Annotated in this window: 13 protein-coding genes; 6 read left to right on the top strand and 7 right to left on the bottom strand. The window is 73.3% G+C overall.

From position 1 onward, the window contains the following. Nucleotides 1-4: 4 nt before the first annotated feature. Together bioD and GA0070562_RS12665 are read right to left on the bottom strand one after the other, a co-directional pair. The gene (gene bioD / locus GA0070562_RS12670) at nt 5-736 is read right to left on the bottom strand and encodes a dethiobiotin synthase (protein ID WP_091420131.1); all 732 of its coding nucleotides are present in this window, start codon (nt 734-736) and stop codon (nt 5-7) included. After that, entirely contained in the window at nt 733-1,869 is a 1,137-nt protein-coding gene (locus GA0070562_RS12665) for an 8-amino-7-oxononanoate synthase (protein ID WP_091420128.1), read from the bottom strand. Before GA0070562_RS12665 ends, bioD begins: the two co-directional genes overlap by 4 nt. Nucleotides 1,870-2,029: 160 nt before the next feature. Between GA0070562_RS12665 and bioB the strand changes: the two genes are divergently transcribed. From bioB to GA0070562_RS12650, 3 genes are read left to right on the top strand one after another with little or no spacing between them, the layout of a single operon-like run. Then, nucleotides 2,030-3,025, top strand: a complete 996-nt coding sequence (bioB, locus tag GA0070562_RS12660) for a biotin synthase BioB (protein WP_091420125.1) — start codon at nt 2,030-2,032, stop codon at nt 3,023-3,025. 7 nt (nt 3,026-3,032) lie between these two features. Then, on the top strand, nt 3,033-3,251 hold the full coding sequence (gene bsaP, locus GA0070562_RS12655; protein WP_091420122.1) for a biotin synthase auxiliary protein BsaP: 219 nt from the start codon (nt 3,033-3,035) through the stop codon (nt 3,249-3,251). A gap of 3 nt (nt 3,252-3,254) precedes the next feature. Continuing rightward, nucleotides 3,255-3,761, top strand: coding sequence for a GNAT family N-acetyltransferase (locus tag GA0070562_RS12650; protein ID WP_091420120.1), 507 nt, complete (start codon nt 3,255-3,257; stop codon nt 3,759-3,761). A 1-nt stretch (nt 3,762) separates the two neighbouring features. Here the strand turns inward: GA0070562_RS12650 and GA0070562_RS12645 are convergent, their stop codons facing one another. From GA0070562_RS12645 to GA0070562_RS12635, 3 genes are all read right to left on the bottom strand, one after another. Continuing rightward, nucleotides 3,763-4,293 (bottom strand): DUF488 domain-containing protein, encoded by a 531-nt coding sequence (locus tag GA0070562_RS12645; protein ID WP_091420117.1) that lies wholly within the window; start codon nt 4,291-4,293, stop codon nt 3,763-3,765. A gap of 115 nt (nt 4,294-4,408) precedes the next feature. Then, entirely contained in the window at nt 4,409-6,850 is a 2,442-nt protein-coding gene (locus GA0070562_RS12640) for a non-reducing end alpha-L-arabinofuranosidase family hydrolase (RefSeq protein ID WP_091420115.1), read from the bottom strand. Nucleotides 6,851-7,063: 213 nt separating this feature from the next. Continuing rightward, nucleotides 7,064-9,937, bottom strand: coding sequence for a glycoside hydrolase family 9 protein (locus GA0070562_RS12635; RefSeq protein ID WP_091420112.1), 2,874 nt, complete (start codon nt 9,935-9,937; stop codon nt 7,064-7,066). A gap of 427 nt (nt 9,938-10,364) precedes the next feature. On the opposite strand from GA0070562_RS12635, the gene GA0070562_RS12630 reads away from it, so the two are divergent. Next, on the top strand, nt 10,365-11,930 hold the full coding sequence (locus GA0070562_RS12630; RefSeq protein ID WP_091420110.1) for an aldehyde dehydrogenase family protein: 1,566 nt from the start codon (nt 10,365-10,367) through the stop codon (nt 11,928-11,930). Nucleotides 11,931-12,106: 176 nt separating this feature from the next. Here the strand turns inward: GA0070562_RS12630 and GA0070562_RS12625 are convergent, their stop codons facing one another. Beyond that, nucleotides 12,107-13,195, bottom strand: coding sequence for a GNAT family N-acetyltransferase (locus GA0070562_RS12625; protein WP_091420107.1), 1,089 nt, complete (start codon nt 13,193-13,195; stop codon nt 12,107-12,109). 80 nt (nt 13,196-13,275) lie between these two features. Continuing rightward, nucleotides 13,276-13,980 carry an ACT domain-containing protein gene (locus GA0070562_RS12620; protein WP_091420105.1) on the bottom strand — a complete coding sequence of 235 codons (705 nt, stop codon included), beginning with the start codon at nt 13,978-13,980 and terminating at the stop codon, nt 13,276-13,278. 150 nt (nt 13,981-14,130) lie between these two features. Between GA0070562_RS12620 and GA0070562_RS12615 the strand changes: the two genes are divergently transcribed. After that, nucleotides 14,131-15,204, top strand: coding sequence for a phosphotransferase family protein (locus GA0070562_RS12615; RefSeq protein WP_091420103.1), 1,074 nt, complete (start codon nt 14,131-14,133; stop codon nt 15,202-15,204). Then, nucleotides 15,205-16,416: an acyl-CoA dehydrogenase family protein gene (locus GA0070562_RS12610; protein WP_091420100.1), complete on the top strand. Its 1,212-nt coding sequence runs from the start codon at nt 15,205-15,207 to the stop codon at nt 16,414-16,416. Nucleotides 16,417-16,426: the final 10 nt, after the last annotated feature.

Below are 16,426 nucleotides of genomic sequence, written 5' to 3'. Positions count from 1 at the left end.
AAAGTCAGGTCTCCTCGGCCCAGGCCCGCCAGTCGTCCAGCACGCCGTACAGGGCGGGGGTGAGCCAGCCGGGCGCGGACCGGCGGAACACGCCCGGGTCCATCCCGCCCGCGCCGGCCGGCACCGCGCCGAGCAGGTTCGGCAGCAGCTCGGACAGGTTGAGCCAGTGCACCAGCTCCGGTTCGGTCGGCCAGGCGCCGATCACCACACCGGCCGGGACGGCCCGCCGTTCCAGCGCCTCCAGCGTGAGCGCGGTGTGGTTGAGCGTGCCGAGCCCGGCCCGCGCCACCACCACCGCGGGCGCGCCGAGCGACACCGCCAGGTCGGCCACCGTCCACGGCTCGCCGGACGGGCGCAACCCCATCGGTACGAGCAGCCCGCCCGCGCCCTCGACGAGCACCAGGTCGTGCTTGTCCGCCTCCTCGCGGACGGCGTCGACCGCGTTGTACAGCTCCAGCGGCGGCAGCTCCGCCACCCGGGCCGCGGCCAGCGGGGCCAGCGGATCGGGGTAGCTGGCCAGCGTCCGGCCGGTCAGCGGGGCGGCCAGCCGGGTCACCGAGTCGACGTCGCCGGGCTCGCCTGTCGCCGTGCCCGTCTGGCCGGGCTTGACCACGGCGACCCGCAGGCCGGCCGCCTGCGCGGCGGCGGCGACGGCGGCGGTCACCACTGTCTTGCCGACCTCGGTGTCCGTGCCGGTCACCAGCACCGGCCCGGTCCAGGCGTCGCCGAAGCTCATGGCGCACACTCCACGATCACGTCCAGGGCCCGGTCGAAGTCGGACCGGTCCACCCCGGCGCTGACGGTGAGCCGCAGCCGGGAGCGGCTGTCCGGCGTGGACGGGGGACGGAAGCAGCCGACCGCCACGCCCCGGTCCCGGCAGGCGGCGGCCCACGCGGTCGCCTCCTGCGGGCCGGGCGCGGTCACCGAGATCACGGCGCCGTCCGGGGCGGACACGGCCAGCCCGGCCCCGCCGAGCCGGCGCACCGCCGCCGCGACCCGGTCGGCCAGCTCGGCGCGCAGCGCGTCACCGGTGCGGGCCAGGCGCACTGCGGCGCGGACCCCGGCCACCACGGCGGGCGGCGGCGCGGTGTCGAAGATGAACGTGCGGCCGGTCTCCACCAGGTGGCGGACGAACTCGGCCGGCCCGGCGACCACGCCGCCCGCCCCGCCGAGCGCCTTGGACAGCGTCGCGGTGACCACCACGTCGGGCGCGCCGGCCAACCCGGCGGCGGCCACCCCGCCCGCGCCGGCCGGGCCGGTGACGCCGAGCGCGTGCGCGTCGTCGACGAGCAGCAGCGCGCCGTGCCGGCGGGCCACCGCGTGCAGCTCCGCCAGCGGGGCCAGGTCGCCGTCGACGGAGAAGACCGACTCGGTCACCACCACCGCCGGGCGGCCCGGCGCGGCGGCGAGCGCCGCGGCCACCGCTGCGACGTCCGCGTGCGGCGTCACGAGCGTCTCGGCGCCGGAGATCCGGCAGCCGTCGATCAGCGAGGCGTGGTTGTGGGCGTCGGAGACGAGCAGCGTACGCGGCTGCGTCAGCCCTCGGACGGCGGCGAGGTTGGCCAGGTAGCCGGAGGAGAACACCAGCGCCCGGTCGACGCCGAGCCAGCCGGCCAGGTCGTCCTCGAGCGCGTGGTGCGCGTCGGTGGACCCGCGCACCAGACGCGACCCGGTGGCGCCCAGCCCGTACGCGGACAGGGCCGTCGCGGCGGCGGCGGTGACCTCGGGATGGGCGGCCAGGCCGAGGTAGTCGTTGCCAGCCAGGTCGACCACGGCGTCGTCGGCGGCCCGGGGGCGCAGCGTGCGGGTCAGCCCCGCCCGGGCCCGCAGCTCGGCGCGGCGGTCCAGGGCCGCCAGCCAGTCCGCCACCGTGCCGTCCCCTCCCGCCGACTCCCCGCCCCCGCCGGACGCTTCCGCGGGGCGAAGTTACCACCCGCGCCGAGGGCCCCGGCGTGGCGCGGTCCCGGCTCGCCGGAGGGCCTGCGGCGGTGGTTTCCCGCGCTCACGGTGGCCTGTTAGGTTACGAGCCATGCCAGAGATCCTCGACCAGGCCCGGGAGCGGGTGCTGGGCAACGGCGTCGGCCTCGACGAGGCCGGTGTCCTCGCGGTGCTGAACCTTCCCGACGAGCACCTGCCCGCCGCGCTCCAGCTCGCCCACGAGGTCCGGATGCGCTGGTGCGGCCCGGAGGTCGAGGTCGAGGGCATCATCTCGCTGAAGACCGGCGGCTGCCCGGAGGACTGCCACTTCTGCTCGCAGTCCGGCCTGTTCACCTCGCCGGTGCGCTCGGTCTGGCTGGACATCCCGGCGCTGGTCGAGGCCGCGAAGCAGACCGCCGCGACCGGGGCGACCGAGTTCTGCATCGTCGCCGCCGTGCGCGGCCCGGACGCCCGGCTGATGAAGCAGATGCGCGAGGGCGTCGCCGCCATCCGCGCCGCTGTCGACATCCAGGTCGCCGCCTCGCTCGGCATGCTCACCAAGGAGCAGGTCGACGAGCTGGTCGAGATGGGCGTGCACCGCTACAACCACAACCTGGAGACCTGCCGCTCCTACTTCCCGAACGTGGTCACCACGCACTCCTGGGAGGAGCGCTGGGAGACCCTGCGGATGGTCCGCGAGTCCGGCATGGAGGTCTGCTGCGGTGGCATCCTCGGGCTCGGCGAGACGGTCGAGCAGCGCGCCGAGTTCGCCGCCCAGCTCGCCGAGCTGGACCCGCACGAGGTGCCGCTGAACTTCCTCAACCCGCGCCCCGGCACGCCGCTCGGCGACCGCCCGGTGGTGGAGGGCAAGGACGCGCTGCGCGCCATCGCCGCGTTCCGGCTGGCCATGCCGCGCACCATCCTGCGGTACGCGGGCGGCCGCGAACTCACCCTCGGTGACCTGGGCACCCGTGACGGTCTACTCGGCGGCATCAACGCGGTGATCGTCGGCAACTACCTGACCACGCTGGGCCGGCCGGCGACGGCCGACCTGAAGCTGCTGGAAGACCTGAAGATGCCGGTGAAGGCGCTCTCGGCGACCCTGTGAGGCAGCGGTGACCGAATCCTCCCCCGCCACGGCGGCCCTCCCCGCCGCGCTCTGGTGCGACAGGTGCGGCGAGTCGGTGGCGGCCGGGCCGCACCCGGCGTGTGAGGCGGCCCGGGCGTGGGAGCCACCGCGCTGGTGCGCGTCCTGCCGGCGGCGGATGAAGGTGCAGGTCGTACCGACGGGCTGGTCGGCGGTCTGCGTCGAGCACGGCGAGCGGCGGGGCTGAGGCGTGCTGCGGGGGCGGGCGGTGACGCTGCGACCGGTGACCGACGCCGACGTGCCCGCCCTGGCCGCGATCCGGGCCACCCCCGAGGTGCGCCGCTGGTGGCGCGGCGGCGACGACCTGGCCGCTTCGGTGCGCGCCGACCTGGCCGACGACTCGGTGACCGTCTACGTCGTCGAGCACGACGGCAGGCTGGTCGGCGCGATCCAGTGGTACGCCGAGACCGACCCGGACTACCGCCACGCCAGCCTCGACGTCTTCCTCGACCCGGCGGTACGCGGCTCGGGGCTGGGCGGCGACGCGATCCGCACGCTGGTCCGGCACCTGATCGACGAGTACGGCCACCACCGGTTCACCATCGACCCGGCGGCGGCGAACACGGCGGCGATCCGCGCGTACGCGAAGGTGGGTTTCCGCCCGGTGGGCATCATGCGCCGCTACGAGCGCGGGCCGGACGGGCGCTGGCACGACGCGCTGCTGATGGACCTGCTCGCCGAGGATCTGGCGGGCTGAGTCAGCCGGCCCAGAGCAGGTGCCCGTCGGGCAGCCGGCGGGCGCCCTCGGCGGGCCGGTGCGGGCTGAGCCGGCCGTCCGGCATGAGGTGCGACACCGGCACGCCTCGGCCGAGCACGGCGACGTCGGCGATCAGCCGCCGGTGGCAGCGCCACCAGACGCTCTCGCTGCACACCACAGCGGTTCTCCGCAGCGCGGCGTCGGCCAGCACCTCGTCCAGTGCGGCGTCGAAGTCGGGAGTGCGGGTGTACGCGGCGTACGCCCGGAAGGCCGCGACCGTCCACCAGGTGTCCGGTTCCGGCTCACCGGCGGGGACGTGCCGGCGGCCGCCGAGGCGCGGCTCCCAGCGGTAGCCGATGCCTCGTTCGGGCAGCCAGCGTTCCATCGCCTCGCGGCGGACGTCCGGGTTGGTCCGGCTGGCCGGGTAGCGGCGCACGTCGACGACCAGGGCGACAGCCGCGCCGGCCAGCAGGTCCCCGAGCTGGTCGCGGCGGGCGGCCCCGTGTCCGACGGTCAGCAGCTCGCGCTCCACCGCCCCAGCTTGCCCCGGCTCGCCGCCGTCCGCCCGCCGGCCGGGCCGGCCCTACCGGGAAGCGTGCCCGGCACCACGCGGGTGCCGGGCACGCTTTCCGGTAACTGTGTGACGGTCAGCGCTGGAGGGTCAGCACACCCGGCCGCCACGGCAGCAGGTTGTAGTCGCCTCCCGCACTGGGGTTCTTGCCCTGGTACAGGAGCTGCAGGTTGCAGGCGTCGACGGTCTTGGTCTGGTCGGGGTTGGTGCGGACCAGGTCACCGTGGCTGATGTCGTTGGTCCACGTCGCGCCGCTGTTGGCCTTGCCCGCGAAGGGGTTGCTCTCCGTGGCGGCCTGCGGGGTCCACGAGCCGCCGAGGCTGTTGGACGTGAAGGACCGGAAGTAGCGTCCCTGGCTTCCGATCGCCTCGACGATCATGAGGTACTGGTTCTGGCCCGCCACCTTGTAGACCTCGACGCCCTCGAACAGGTTGTTCGTCGAGTCGGTCATGATCGTCGTGTAGCTCGAGCCGAAGCTGCCCGGGAAGTTCCCGAGCGGCATGCTCGACCGGTAGATCTTGCCGTTGTCCCCGGCGAAGAACAGGTACATGTTCTGGTCGTCACCGATCAGGGTCTGGTCGATGACGCCGTACGGGGCGTCGGGCAGGGTGGCGGTGGACAGCGTCTGCGCCGAGGACCAGCCGTTGGCGTTCGTCGGGTCGCTCGACGTCTTGTAGCTGAACGAGGTCGGTCCCCACTGGTACGCCAGCACCCAGATGTTCTTCGGCGCGAAGTACAGCAGCGTGGGCGCCACGGTGCCCTGGCTCATTCCGTTCTGCCCGGCCGAGGCCATGTCGGACCAGTTCGTGAACGGGCTGAAGTTCATCGAGCTGTACTGGCCGCTGCTGTTGACGTACGACCCGTAGACCAGGTGCTTGCCGTTGTAGACCACGTTGGTGAAGTCCTTGAGCGAGACCCAGCCGTTCTGCGGGTTGGCCAGCGCGCCGGTCGACGACCACCGGTAGGTCGACGGGAGCGAGCAGCCGCCCGGCGGGGGCGTCGTGGTCGGGGGCGGCGTGGTCGGGGGCGGCGTGGTGCCGCCACCGAAGTTGGTCCGCCACTGCTGGTTGGTCTGCCCGTGGCAGTCGTACAGCTGGATCTGCTGGCCGTTGGCGGTGCCCCAGACGTCCAGGCAGCGGCCGGACTGCACACCGCTGATGGTGCCGTTGGAGTTGATGTTCCACTGCTGGTTCGACTGGCCGTTGCAGTCCCAGATGATGATTCCGGTGCCGTTCGCGGTGGCCGCGCCGTTCGCGTCGAGGCACTTGCTGCCGTAGACCATCAACTGCTTGTTGGCGGTGTACGTCCACTGCTGGTTCGACTGACTGTTGCAGTCCCAGAGCTGGACGCGGGTGCCGTTGGTCTGGGTGGCGTTCGGTACGTCGACGCACCGGCCCGACTGCGCTCCGATGATCTGGCCGGCGCCGCCGCTCGGCGGCGGTCCCGTGGTCGGGGTCGTGGTCGGCCCCGAGGTCGGGGTGGCCGCGTTGAGCGCGTTGAGGACCGAGTTGTACGCGGCCTTCTTGTTGCCGCCGCCGTCGAACAGCAGCGGGTTCTCGTTCGAGCGCCACGAGTCGCTGTCGCGCACGCCCCACACGGTGATGCCGATGCAGCGCGGGACGTTCAGGCACGCCTGGGTCAGCCCGGCGTACTGGCTGGTCGAGGCATTGGTGACGTCCGCCTCGGTCAGCGCCACGTCCACGCCGAGCGCCGCGAAGCTGGACAGCGTGGTCTGGAAGTTGCTCGGCAGCGAGCTGCCGCCGGTGAAGTGGGTCTGCAACCCGACGCAGTCGATCGGGACGCCGCGCGACTTGAAGTCCCGGATCATGTTGTAGACGCCCTGCGTCTTGCCGTACGACCAGTTCTCGATGTTGTAGTCGTTGTAGCAGAGCTTGGTCGACGGGTCGGCCGCCCGCGCGGTGCGGAACGCGACCTCGATCCAGTCGTTGCCGGTGCCCTGGAGGTTGGAGCTGCGGCGGCTGCCGTCCTCGTTGAACGCCTCGTTCACCACGTCCCACGCGGCGAGCTTGCCCCGGTAGTGGGCCATCACGCCGTTGATGTGGTCGATCATCGCCTGACGCAGGTTGCTGCCGCTCAGACTCTGCATCCAGCCCGGCTGCTGCGCGTGCCACGCCAGCGTGTGGCCGCGGACCTTCAGGCCGCGCTGGGTCGCCCAGTTGTAGATCTGGTCACCGGAGTTGAAGTTGAACTGCCCCCGCTGGGGCTGCGTCGCGTCCGGCTTCATCTCGTTCTCGGCGGTGATCATGTTGAACTCGCGCCCGGCGATGGTGCTGTACGTCGAGTCACCGAGCCGGCCCGCCGCGATCGCCGTGCCGAAGTACCGGCCCGACTGCGCGGCGGCCGCGCCCAGCGTGCTCGCGGCGGCGTTCGCCGACGGCATCATCACCGCGACGGCGGCCACCGTCACGGCGCTGACCGCGCCGGCGAGCAACGCTCTGACCGCGGGCGATCGCCGTCGCCGACTCCCGCCGCGATGAACTGATGGGCTCATTGCCATCTTGGCCTCCTTACTGGCCAACACCCAGGCCGTCGGGGCGGGACGACTGGACGTCTCGATAGGGGATCTAGCTCCGTCGATGCTTCCATCGCGCATCGGCGGGGACAATGGTGTTTCGGAAAAGTTTCGGAACGTTTTTGGCCGCGCGGGGCGTGGCGTGGCGTGACCGGTCACCCGGGGTGCGGCACCGGCCACGCCACGCCGCCTCGACGGTCAGGAGACGGTGCAGGCGGAGCCGTTCAGCGTGAAGGCGGTGGGCCTCGGGTTGGCACCGGTGTGGGTGCCGTTGAAGCCGAAGCTCGTCGACGCCCCCGGTGCCAGCGTCCCGTTGTAGGACAGGTTCGATGCGGTCACCGCCGTGCCGGTCTGGGTCACGTTCGCCGACCAGGCCTGCCCGACCTTCTGCCCGGCGTTGCCGAAGGTGAACGCCAGCGTCCAGCCGTTGATCGCCGTGGTACCGGTGTTGGCGACGGTGACGTTCGCGGTGAACCCGGTGTCCCAGGAGTTCGCCGTCCAGGTCACCGCGCAGGCACCGCCGGCAGGCGGGGCCGTGGTGGTGACAGTGACGCCGGGCGACGCCGGTGAGACGTTTCCGGCCGCGTCCACCGCCACCACCGTGAAGGTGTACGTGGTGGAGGCGGTCAGCCCGGTCACCGCCAGCGTGGTGCCGGTGGACGAGCCGACCAGGACGTTCCCGCCCCGGTAGACGCGGTAGCCGGTGACGCCCACCGCGTCGGTGGACGGGCCCCAGGTCAGCGTCAGGCCGGTGGCGCCGACCGCCGAGGCGGTGGGCGTGCCGGGTGCGGTCGGCGGGGTGGTGTCCGGCGCCGGGCCGGCCGGCGTGGTGACGCTGACCGCCGACGACGACGCGGACCGGTTGCCGGCGCCGTCGAGCGCCCGCACGGTGAACTGGTACGTCCGCTCCGGCGCCAGCCCGGTCACCGCGAGCGTGTTGGTGGTGGCGGTGCGCAGCACCAGCGCGTCACTGCCGGTCTGCGACTGGGTGATCTCGTAGCCGGCCAGGCCGCTGCCGCCGGTGTCGGTGGACGCGGCCCAGGTCAGCGTGAGCCCGCTCGACGTGACGGCGGACGCGACGGGCGTGCCGGGCACCGTCGGCGCGGTGGTGTCCGGGGTGGCCGGTCCGGGCTCCTCGCCCCAGACGCGTACGCCGCCGGAGTAGAGCGGCACCTTACGGTTCGGCCCGGCCGTGGCCTGGTACGACGGGTCGTTCGTCGGATCCCAGGTGCCGCCCTCCGGCACCCCGATCTTGAACTGCACCTCCATCCGGTGCTGCGACTGGCCGGCCGGCGCGATGGTGTAGCCGGTGCAGTCGACCTCGACGTACCAGATGTCGCCGGAGAACTGCTTCGCCGTCGACGGGGACGGGCAGCCCTGGGTGTAGCCGGGCGTGACGGTCACCGGTCCGGTGCCGTCGGGCCGGAAGAAGTACCGGAACTTACCGGTGGTCAGCGCGCGGGCCGGGAACGCGGACTTGTTGTAGACGATCGCCTTGAGCCCGGTGGCGCGCGGCTCGGCCTGCATCACAGTGGTCTCCACCGTCAGCTCGTCCAGGTCGGGCGTCTCGGCGACCGGGAAGCCGGCGAGCGGGCTGCCGCCGTACTCGTTGGCGAGCCGGGCCAGCGCGGAGGTGAAGCCGGCGTTGTAGTCGGTCGCGACCTCGTTCATCACGTAGTCCGACCGGCTGTCGGTGTACGCGTCGTTCGCCGAGGACGGGCCGCCGACGAGCGCGCCGTAGAGCACGTGCCGGGTCTCGGTGGGTACGGTCTGGCTGTCCCACCAGGAGCCGTGCGCGGTGCGGTGGTGCGGGTTGCGCGGCGAGTTCGCGCCGTAGCCGATCTGGTAGCTGGAGTTGCGCGGGTTGTCGCCGAGCGCGTAGTTGATCTGCCGGACGGCGAAGTCGTGATAGCGCGCCTTGCGCGTGGTGTCGGTGGTCTTGTCGCTGTAGACCAGCGCGGCGAACGCGGTGTTGGAGGCGTACCGCAGCGCGCCCCACGAGTCGAGCACCGCCATCCCGCCGGGTGAGTACGGCACCCGCTGCCCGTTGACGCCCACCGTCCAGTAGTCCAGCCACCGGTTGGCGTCGTCGACGTACTTCTGCTTGCCGGTCAGGTTCGCCAGCAGCACGTACGCGCCGAACTGCTTGTTGTCCCAGGCGATGGTCCACTTGTAGGAGCGGGTGGTGGACTGCGGCTCGGTGCCGAGCTTGTCGTACTCGCTCTCCGCCTTGGCCAGGTAGGTGGCGTCGCCGGTGGCCCGGTAGAGCCAGATCGCGCCCCAGACCAGTTCGTCCTGGTAACCGCTCCACGACTTGTAGAAGCTCGTCGCGTCGGTGATGCACTCGTGGTAGCTCTTCCGCACGTTGTCGGCGAACGTGTAGAGCTGCTTGGCGTGGCCGAGCAGCTTGTCCGCGTAGGCCGCGTCGGTGGACCGGAAGACCATGGACGAGGCGGCCATCGCGGCCGCCGTCTCCCCCGCCAGGTCCGCGCCGCCACAGCTCGCGTCGATCTTGTACGCGGGCCGCGCCATCGGCATCACCTCGGCCGGGCCCCACCACTTGTGGTCGTCGTCGCCCTTGCCGACCTGTCCGTAGAGGACGTTCGGGGCGGGGTGCGCCTTGACGAAGTAGTCGTTGACGAAACGCAGGTTGTCGAGCAGGTGGGTGAGCTGGCCGGAGGCGGCGTACCCGTCGCGGTACTCGACCGCGCCCCACGCCAGCATGGTGGCGCTGAACGCCATCGGGAAGCCGAACTTCACGTGGTCGCCGGCGTCGTACCAGCCGCCGGTGAGGTCGACGCCCACGTCGGCGCCGTCGGTGAGCGCCGAGTCGCCCCGCCAGGAGACCCGGTTCCAGGAGGGCTTGCGGCCCGACTGCTGCGCCTCGTAGAAGAACAGCGACTTCTGCAACGCCTCGGCGTAGTTGAACGCGGGTGCGGCCTGCGCGGCGGAGGCGGACGCGGGTGGCGGGGCGGCGACGGCGGTGGCCAGGCCGACGGCCAGCGCGGCGCCGGTGGCGAACAGCCGACGGAGCCGGGACCGGCCTCCCGGTGGCGGAATCGGACGGGGCATGGCGAGCTCCTGTGGCTGGCGCCGGGCGGCAGCCGGAGCGGGGACGGGTTCGCAGGGCTCCGGCTGCCGCGTGGCGGTGGTGGTGGGTGTCCACGAGAGGTTCGGGAGCGCTCCCATGGACAACCGACAATGTAATGCGCCGTTCATCACAGGGGAAGACCACGCTGATCCGGGACGCCCGGGCGTACTCACGGGTAACCATCGGGAGCGGGATCACACCATCGATAGATCTCGATATAGAGCGCGTTCAGTCCCAGCTCAGCGGCATCGTCGCGGCGGCGGACGCATCCGCGAGGGCCCCGGCGACGGCTCGGCCGTCCTGGCATACGAACGTACGGTTGCCCGGCCGCTCGGCCCCGCGGGACAGTCGCCTCACCTGCGGTGCCATCGACGCCGCCGCTCCCCGGACGACACTGAGGAGATCGCGATGGCTCTACGACTCGCCGAGGGCACCTCCTGGTCCGACACGCTCGCCCGTGCGGTGGCCGCCGCGCCCGAGGCGTTCGGCACCGGCCCCGACGGAACCGTCACCCTGCACAACCTCGTCCAGGGCGGCTGGCGCGCGCTCGGCACCCCCACCGCCGTGCGTACCCCGGTGGACGACACCGTCCTCGTACACCTGGCCCGGCTCGACGCCGACACGGCCCGCGCCGCCGTCGCCCACGCCGCGACGGCGCACCGGGAGTGGGCGCGGACCCCGCTGGCCGAGCGCGTCGCCCGGGTCACCGACGCGCTGGACGCGCTCACCGCGCACCGCGACCTGCTCGCCCTGCTGCTGGTCTGGGAGATCGGCAAGCCGTGGCGGCTGGCCTGCGCCGACGTGGACCGCGCGCTGGACGGCGTGCGCTGGTACGTGCAGGAGATCGAGCGGATGCTCGCCGACGGCCGGGAACCGCTGCCCGGCCCGGTCAGCAACATCGCCTCCTGGAACTACCCGATGAGCGTGCTGGTGCACGCCGAGCTGGTGCAGTTGCTGGCCGGCAACGCGGTCATCGCCAAGACGCCGTCGCAGGGCGGCGCGGTCTGCCTCACCGTCGCGCACGCGCTGATGCGCCGCGCCGGGCTCCCCGCCACGCTGCTGTCCGGCAGCGGCGAGGAACTGTCCGAGGTGCTCGTCCGCGCACCGGAGATCGGCGCGGTGGCGTTCGTCGGCGGGCGCTCCAACGGCGGCAAGGTCGCCGCCGCGCTGCTCGACTGCGACAAGCGGCACTTCATCGAGCAGGAGGGCCTGAACGCCTGGGGCATCTGGAACTTCTCCCAGTGGGACTCCCTCGCCGCACACCTGCGCAAGGGCTTCGAGTACGGCAAGCAGCGCTGCACCGCGTACCCCCGGTTCGTGGTCCAGCGGGACCTGGTCGACGAGTTCCTCGACATGTACCTGCCGGTCGTCCGCTCGATCCGGTTCGGCCACCCGCTCGCCGTCGGTGACGACTGGTCCGCCGGCGACCCGCTGCCGGAGCTGGACTTCGGGCCGCTGATCAGCGCCGCCAAGGCCGACGAGCTGCGGCGCAAGGTCGACGAGGCGGTACGCGGCGGCGCCGTGCCGCTGCACCGCGGCAAGCTGGACGGCGCGCCGTTCCTGGACGGGCAGGACACGTCCGCGTACGTCGCCCCGGCCGTGCTGCTGGCCCCGCCCGGCCGGTCCCGCCTCATGCACGCCGAGCCGTTCGGCCCGGTGGACACGATCGTCGTGGTGGACACCACCGACGAGCTGCTGGCCCAGATGAACGCCTCCAACGGCGCGCTCGTCGCGTCGCTCGCGTGCGACGACGAGGAGCTGGCCGGCAAGCTGGCGGTGGACCTCCAGGCGTTCAAGGTCGGCATCAACAAGCCGCGGTCCCGGGGCGACCGGGACGAGCCGTTCGGCGGCCGGGGCGCGTCGTGGAAGGGCGCGTTCGTCGGCGGCGACCTGCTCGTACAGGCGGTCACGGTGGGCGGCGACGGCCGGCTCTACGGCAACTTCCCCGACTACAGCAGCTACCCGGCCACCTGATCGCGGACAGACGGGCGGGGCCCCCGCATCGGGAGCCCCGCCGTGTCACCGTCCTCCGTATCGGAGGTCGGCCCCTGTGGCGCGTGACCGCGCCGGTTCCGGCCGCCCGTCCGGACCTCTCGGGTGTGCCGCGCCGTTGCGGCGCACCTCCGGGGCCCGGCCGGTCGGCCGTCAGCTCAACTCGACCGCTGCGCGGGCACCGTCACCTCGGCCCGCGCGGCCGGCTCGACCGCCGGCCGTGGGGCCAGCGGCAGCGTCGCGGTCAGCACGCCGCCGTCGCGTTCCATCGCCACCGGCCGGTCCAGCCGGCGCAGCGTCCGCAGCATCGGCGTGTTCTCGGACTGCACGTGCAGCAGCACGGCGGCGTACCCGGCCCGGTCGGCGTGGCCCACCAGGCGGCGCAGCAGCGCCGAACCGAGGCCCCGGCGCTGCCAGTCGTCGCGGACCAGCAGCGCCACCTCGGCCTCGTCGCCCTCGCCGAGCAGGTTCGCCATCGCCACGACCGGCTCCGCCGCCCCGCCGGAGCCCGCCGTGGCGAGCAGGGTCACGCCCCGGGCCGGCTCCAGCAGCCGGCGCAGCCGTGCCGGCGCCGGGTCCGCCGCCCCGCTCAGGTAGCGCCGCTGCCGGCTGCGTGCCGAGCAGGCGGCGTGCAGGTCGCGTACGCCGGGGACGTCCTCGGCGGTCGCGGCCCGCACCGACACCTCACCGCCGTCCGGCAGCACCAGCGTGATCCGGTCGGCGTCCCGCCGGGCGAGCGTCGCCGCCAGCTCGACCAGGGCCTGCGCGCGGGCGTACTCGGCCGGGGTGAAGCTGGGCTCCCGGCGGTGCAGTTCGTGTGCGCCGCCGGCCGGGTCGGCGAGCACCATCGTGGTGCCGCCCACCCCACCCGGCCCGGTGGCGGATGTCGGACGCCAGGTCACCGTATCGGCGCCGAGCAGCGTCCGCAGCACCTCGCCGGTCGCCTCCGGGTCGCGGACCAGCCGCCCGGCCAGCCCGAGCAGCCGGGTCGGCTCGTCGGCCAGCCCGCGCGCCCCGCTGCGCGCGACCCAGCAGTCCCGGCCCCGGCCCCGCTCCACGGCGGCCCGCAGCTCCGCCTCGGTCACCTGCTCGGGCGCGTCCACCAGGAAGTCGTCGACCGCGCCGGCCTCGGTGGTGTGCACCTGCACGCTGAGGATGTTGACCCCGCGCAACGCGAGGCTCGCCGTGAGCACCGACAGGTAGCCCGGCCGGTCGTCCACGGTGGCTCGGATCCGCCACAGCGTCATGGTTGTCTCCCTTCCTCAGCACCGACCATGCCGTCCGCCTGTTGCGGGCCCGTTGCCCCGGGGTGACGCGGGCCGTCCGGTCAGGTGACGGTGGTCACTGGTGGCGTGCCGACCAGGTCAAGCCGGTCGCCGAGGATCACCGCGCCGGCGCGGACGAGCTGGGCGAGCCGGTCCACCTCGGTGGAGTGGAACCCGGCCGCCGACAGTGGCTCGCTGTGGTCGCGGGCGACCACCAGCACCAGGCCGGCCCGGCCGAACGGCGCGACCGCGTAGTGGTGCCCCTCCGGGCTGGTGATGGCCCGTGCCCGCAGCGGGGTCACCTCGGGCAGCCGGGGCGGCGACGGCGCCCGCCAGCTCGCGTGCCCGATCGCGGCGACGCCGGCCTCGCCGCTGCGCGAGGCCCAGTCCAGGGGTACGACGGCGGCCACCGCCCAGTCCGCGGCGAGCAGCCCGGGCACCGCGTCGACGAGCGTGGCCACCCCGTCGACCGGGTTCGCCGCCACCTGGGCGAGCAGTTCCGCGTCCTGGCCGGTGGTGGTGGGCGCGCCGATCGCCCGCCACACGCCGTCCACCCGGACGCCGGGGATCGCGGCCAGCCCGGCGAGCATCCGCTCCACCCGCGCCGCACCAGGCCACACCACGGTGAAGTCGTCCACCGCCCGGCCGCCGAGCCGTTCCAGCACCACCACCTGCACGATGTCCGCGCCGGAGACGCCGAGTGTCCGGGCCACCTGGCCGAGCGTGCCCGGACGGTCCGGCAGGGTCACCCGAACTCTCAGCAGCATGTCTGATCCCCTCCGCTCGGCGGGCCGGCCGAGCGGCCGGCAGGCTGGGGCCCAGCCTGCCGGTTGACCATTTCGCCCCTGTTGCAAGGGCATGTCCCGCCGGGAAAACCCGACCTTGACAACAAAGCTGAGCTGCCATCAACTAATCGGATGACCGATCCGGCCGCCGATGTCGCCGCGCCCTCGACCGGTCCGGCCCCGCGCGGGCTCGACCTCGACCGGCTCGCCGCCCACCTGGCCGTCCACCGGCCGGACCTGAGCGGGCCGCTGTCGGCGCGGCTGATCGCCGGCGGCAAGTCCAACCTCACCTACCTGCTGCGCGCCGGCGACCGCCAGGTGGTGCTGCGCCGGCCGCCACTGGGGCACGTGCTGGCCACCGCGCACGACATGACGCGGGAGCACCGGGTGATCTCGGCGCTCGCCCCGACCGGCGTACCGGTGCCGGAGGCGCTGCTGCTCTGCGCCGACGAGAGCGTCATCGGCGCGCCGTTCTACCTGATGGCGAAGGTCGAGGGCGAGGTCTACCGGCGGCGGGAGCAGACCGACGCGCTCACCTCCGCGCAACGTCGCGACCTCGCGATGGCGATGATGGACACGCTCGTCACCCTGCACCGGGTCGAGCCGGCCGAGGTGGGCCTGGCCGACTTCGGCCGCCCGGAGGGCTACCTGGCCCGGCAGGTACGCCGGTGGGCCGGCCAGCTCGACCGGTCCCGCAGCCGGCCGCTGCCCGGCATCGACGAGCTGCGCGACGCGCTGGCCGCAAGCGTGCCCGAGGGCGCGAACGCGGGCCGGATCGTGCACGGCGACTACCGGCTGGACAACCTCCTCGCCACCGTCGACCCGGTGGCGGTGCGGGCCGTGCTCGACTGGGAGATGGCCACGCTCGGCGACCCGCTGGCCGACCTCGGGCTGCTGCTGACGTACTGGGACGTGCTCGGCGACAGCGACCACGGCGAGGGCAACCCGGTGGCCGACGGCATCGGGCCGCGCGCCGGTTTCCCCACCGGCGCCGAGCTGATCGAGCGGTACGCCGGGCGCAGCGACGTCGACGTCGGCCCGCTGCACTGGCACGTGGCACTCGGCTGTTTCAAGCTCGCGGTGATCTGCGAGGGCATCCACTACCGGCACACGCTCGGGCAGACGCTGGGCGAGGGTTTCGACCGGATCGGCGACATGGTGACGCCGCTCGTGGCACACGGGCTGCGCGCGGTGAGGGAGAACTAGATGGAGTTCGCGTACGACGACCGGACGGTCGAGCTGCGTCAGCGGCTGGAGGCGTTCCTCACCGAGTGCGTGTACCCGGCCGAGCCGGTGCACCACGAGCAGGTGCTCGCGGCCGGCGACCCGTGGGCCCGCCCGCCGGTGATGGAGGAGCTGAAGGCACAGGCGCGGGAGCGCGGACTGTGGAACCTGTTCCTGCCCGACGCCCGCTACGGCGCCGGCCTGACCAACCTCCAGTACGCGCCGCTGGCCGAGCTGACCGGCCGCAGCCCGCACCTGGCGCCCGAGGCGCTCAACTGCGCCGCGCCGGACACCGGCAACATGGAGCTGCTGGCCGAGTTCGGCTCCGAGGCGCAGCGGAAACAGTGGCTCACGCCGCTGCTCGCCGGTGAGATCCGGTCCGCGTTCTGCATGACCGAGCCGGAGGTGGCGTCCTCGGACGCGACGAACATCGCCACCCGGATCACCCGCGACGGCGACCACTACGTGATCAACGGCCGCAAGTGGTGGTCGTCCGGGGCGATGGACCCGCGCTGCGAGATCTTCATCGTGATGGGCAAGACCGACCCGGACGCCGACCGGCACCGCCAGCAGAGCATGATCCTGGTCCCCCGGGACACCCCCGGCGTGACGGTACGCCGCGGGATGCGGGTCTTCGGCTACAGCGACGCCTCGCACGGCGGGCACGCCGAGATCGACTTCACCGACGTGCGGGTGCCGGTGGACAACCTCGTCGGCGACGAGGGCACCGGGTTCGCCATCGCCCAGGCCCGGCTCGGCCCCGGCCGGATCCACCACTGCATGCGCCTGGTCGGCATGGCCGAGCGGGCCCTGGAGCTGCTCTGCCGGCGTGTGCTCGACCGGGTCGCGTTCGGCCGCCCGCTGGCCGAGCAGGGCGTGGTACGCGAGTGGATCGCCGAGTCGCGGGTCCGGATCGAGCAGGCCCGCCTACTGGTGCTCAAGACCGCGTGGCTGATGGACACCGTCGGCAACAAGGGCGCGCACACCGAGATCCAGGCCATCAAGATCGCCACGCCGCTGATGGCCGAGTGGGTGATCGACAAGGCCATCCAGGCGTACGGCGGGGCCGGGGTCAGCCAGGACACCCCGCTGGCCGAGCTGTGGGCGCAGGCCCGCACGCTGCGCCTGGCCGACGGCCCGGACGAGGTCCACCGGGCCTCGCTGGCCCGCCGGGAGCTGCGCCGCCACTCCTGAGCGGCTCCCG

Source organism: Micromonospora tulbaghiae, assembly GCF_900091605.1.
GTDB lineage: Bacteria > Actinomycetota > Actinomycetes > Mycobacteriales > Micromonosporaceae > Micromonospora > Micromonospora tulbaghiae.
This window is presented reverse-complemented; position numbering and strand designations above follow the sequence as displayed.

What these genes read in the sequence shown, in the direction of transcription:
- GA0070562_RS12610 (WP_091420100.1), top strand. Translation starts at nt 15,205, where the DNA reads ATGGAGTTCGCGTACGACGACCGGACGGTCGAGCTGCGTCAGCGGCTG.
- bioB (WP_091420125.1), top strand. Translation starts at nt 2,030, where the DNA reads ATGCCAGAGATCCTCGACCAGGCCCGGGAGCGGGTGCTGGGCAACGGC.
- GA0070562_RS12630 (WP_091420110.1), top strand. Translation starts at nt 10,365, where the DNA reads ATGGCTCTACGACTCGCCGAGGGCACCTCCTGGTCCGACACGCTCGCC.
- GA0070562_RS12615 (WP_091420103.1), top strand. Translation starts at nt 14,131, where the DNA reads ATGACCGATCCGGCCGCCGATGTCGCCGCGCCCTCGACCGGTCCGGCC.
- GA0070562_RS12635 (WP_091420112.1), bottom strand. Translation starts at nt 9,937, where the DNA reads ATGCCCCGTCCGATTCCGCCACCGGGAGGCCGGTCCCGGCTCCGTCGG.
- bioD (WP_091420131.1), bottom strand. Translation starts at nt 736, where the DNA reads ATGAGCTTCGGCGACGCCTGGACCGGGCCGGTGCTGGTGACCGGCACG.
- GA0070562_RS12620 (WP_091420105.1), bottom strand. Translation starts at nt 13,980, where the DNA reads ATGCTGCTGAGAGTTCGGGTGACCCTGCCGGACCGTCCGGGCACGCTC.
- GA0070562_RS12625 (WP_091420107.1), bottom strand. Translation starts at nt 13,195, where the DNA reads ATGACGCTGTGGCGGATCCGAGCCACCGTGGACGACCGGCCGGGCTAC.
- GA0070562_RS12640 (WP_091420115.1), bottom strand. Translation starts at nt 6,850, where the DNA reads ATGGCAATGAGCCCATCAGTTCATCGCGGCGGGAGTCGGCGACGGCGA.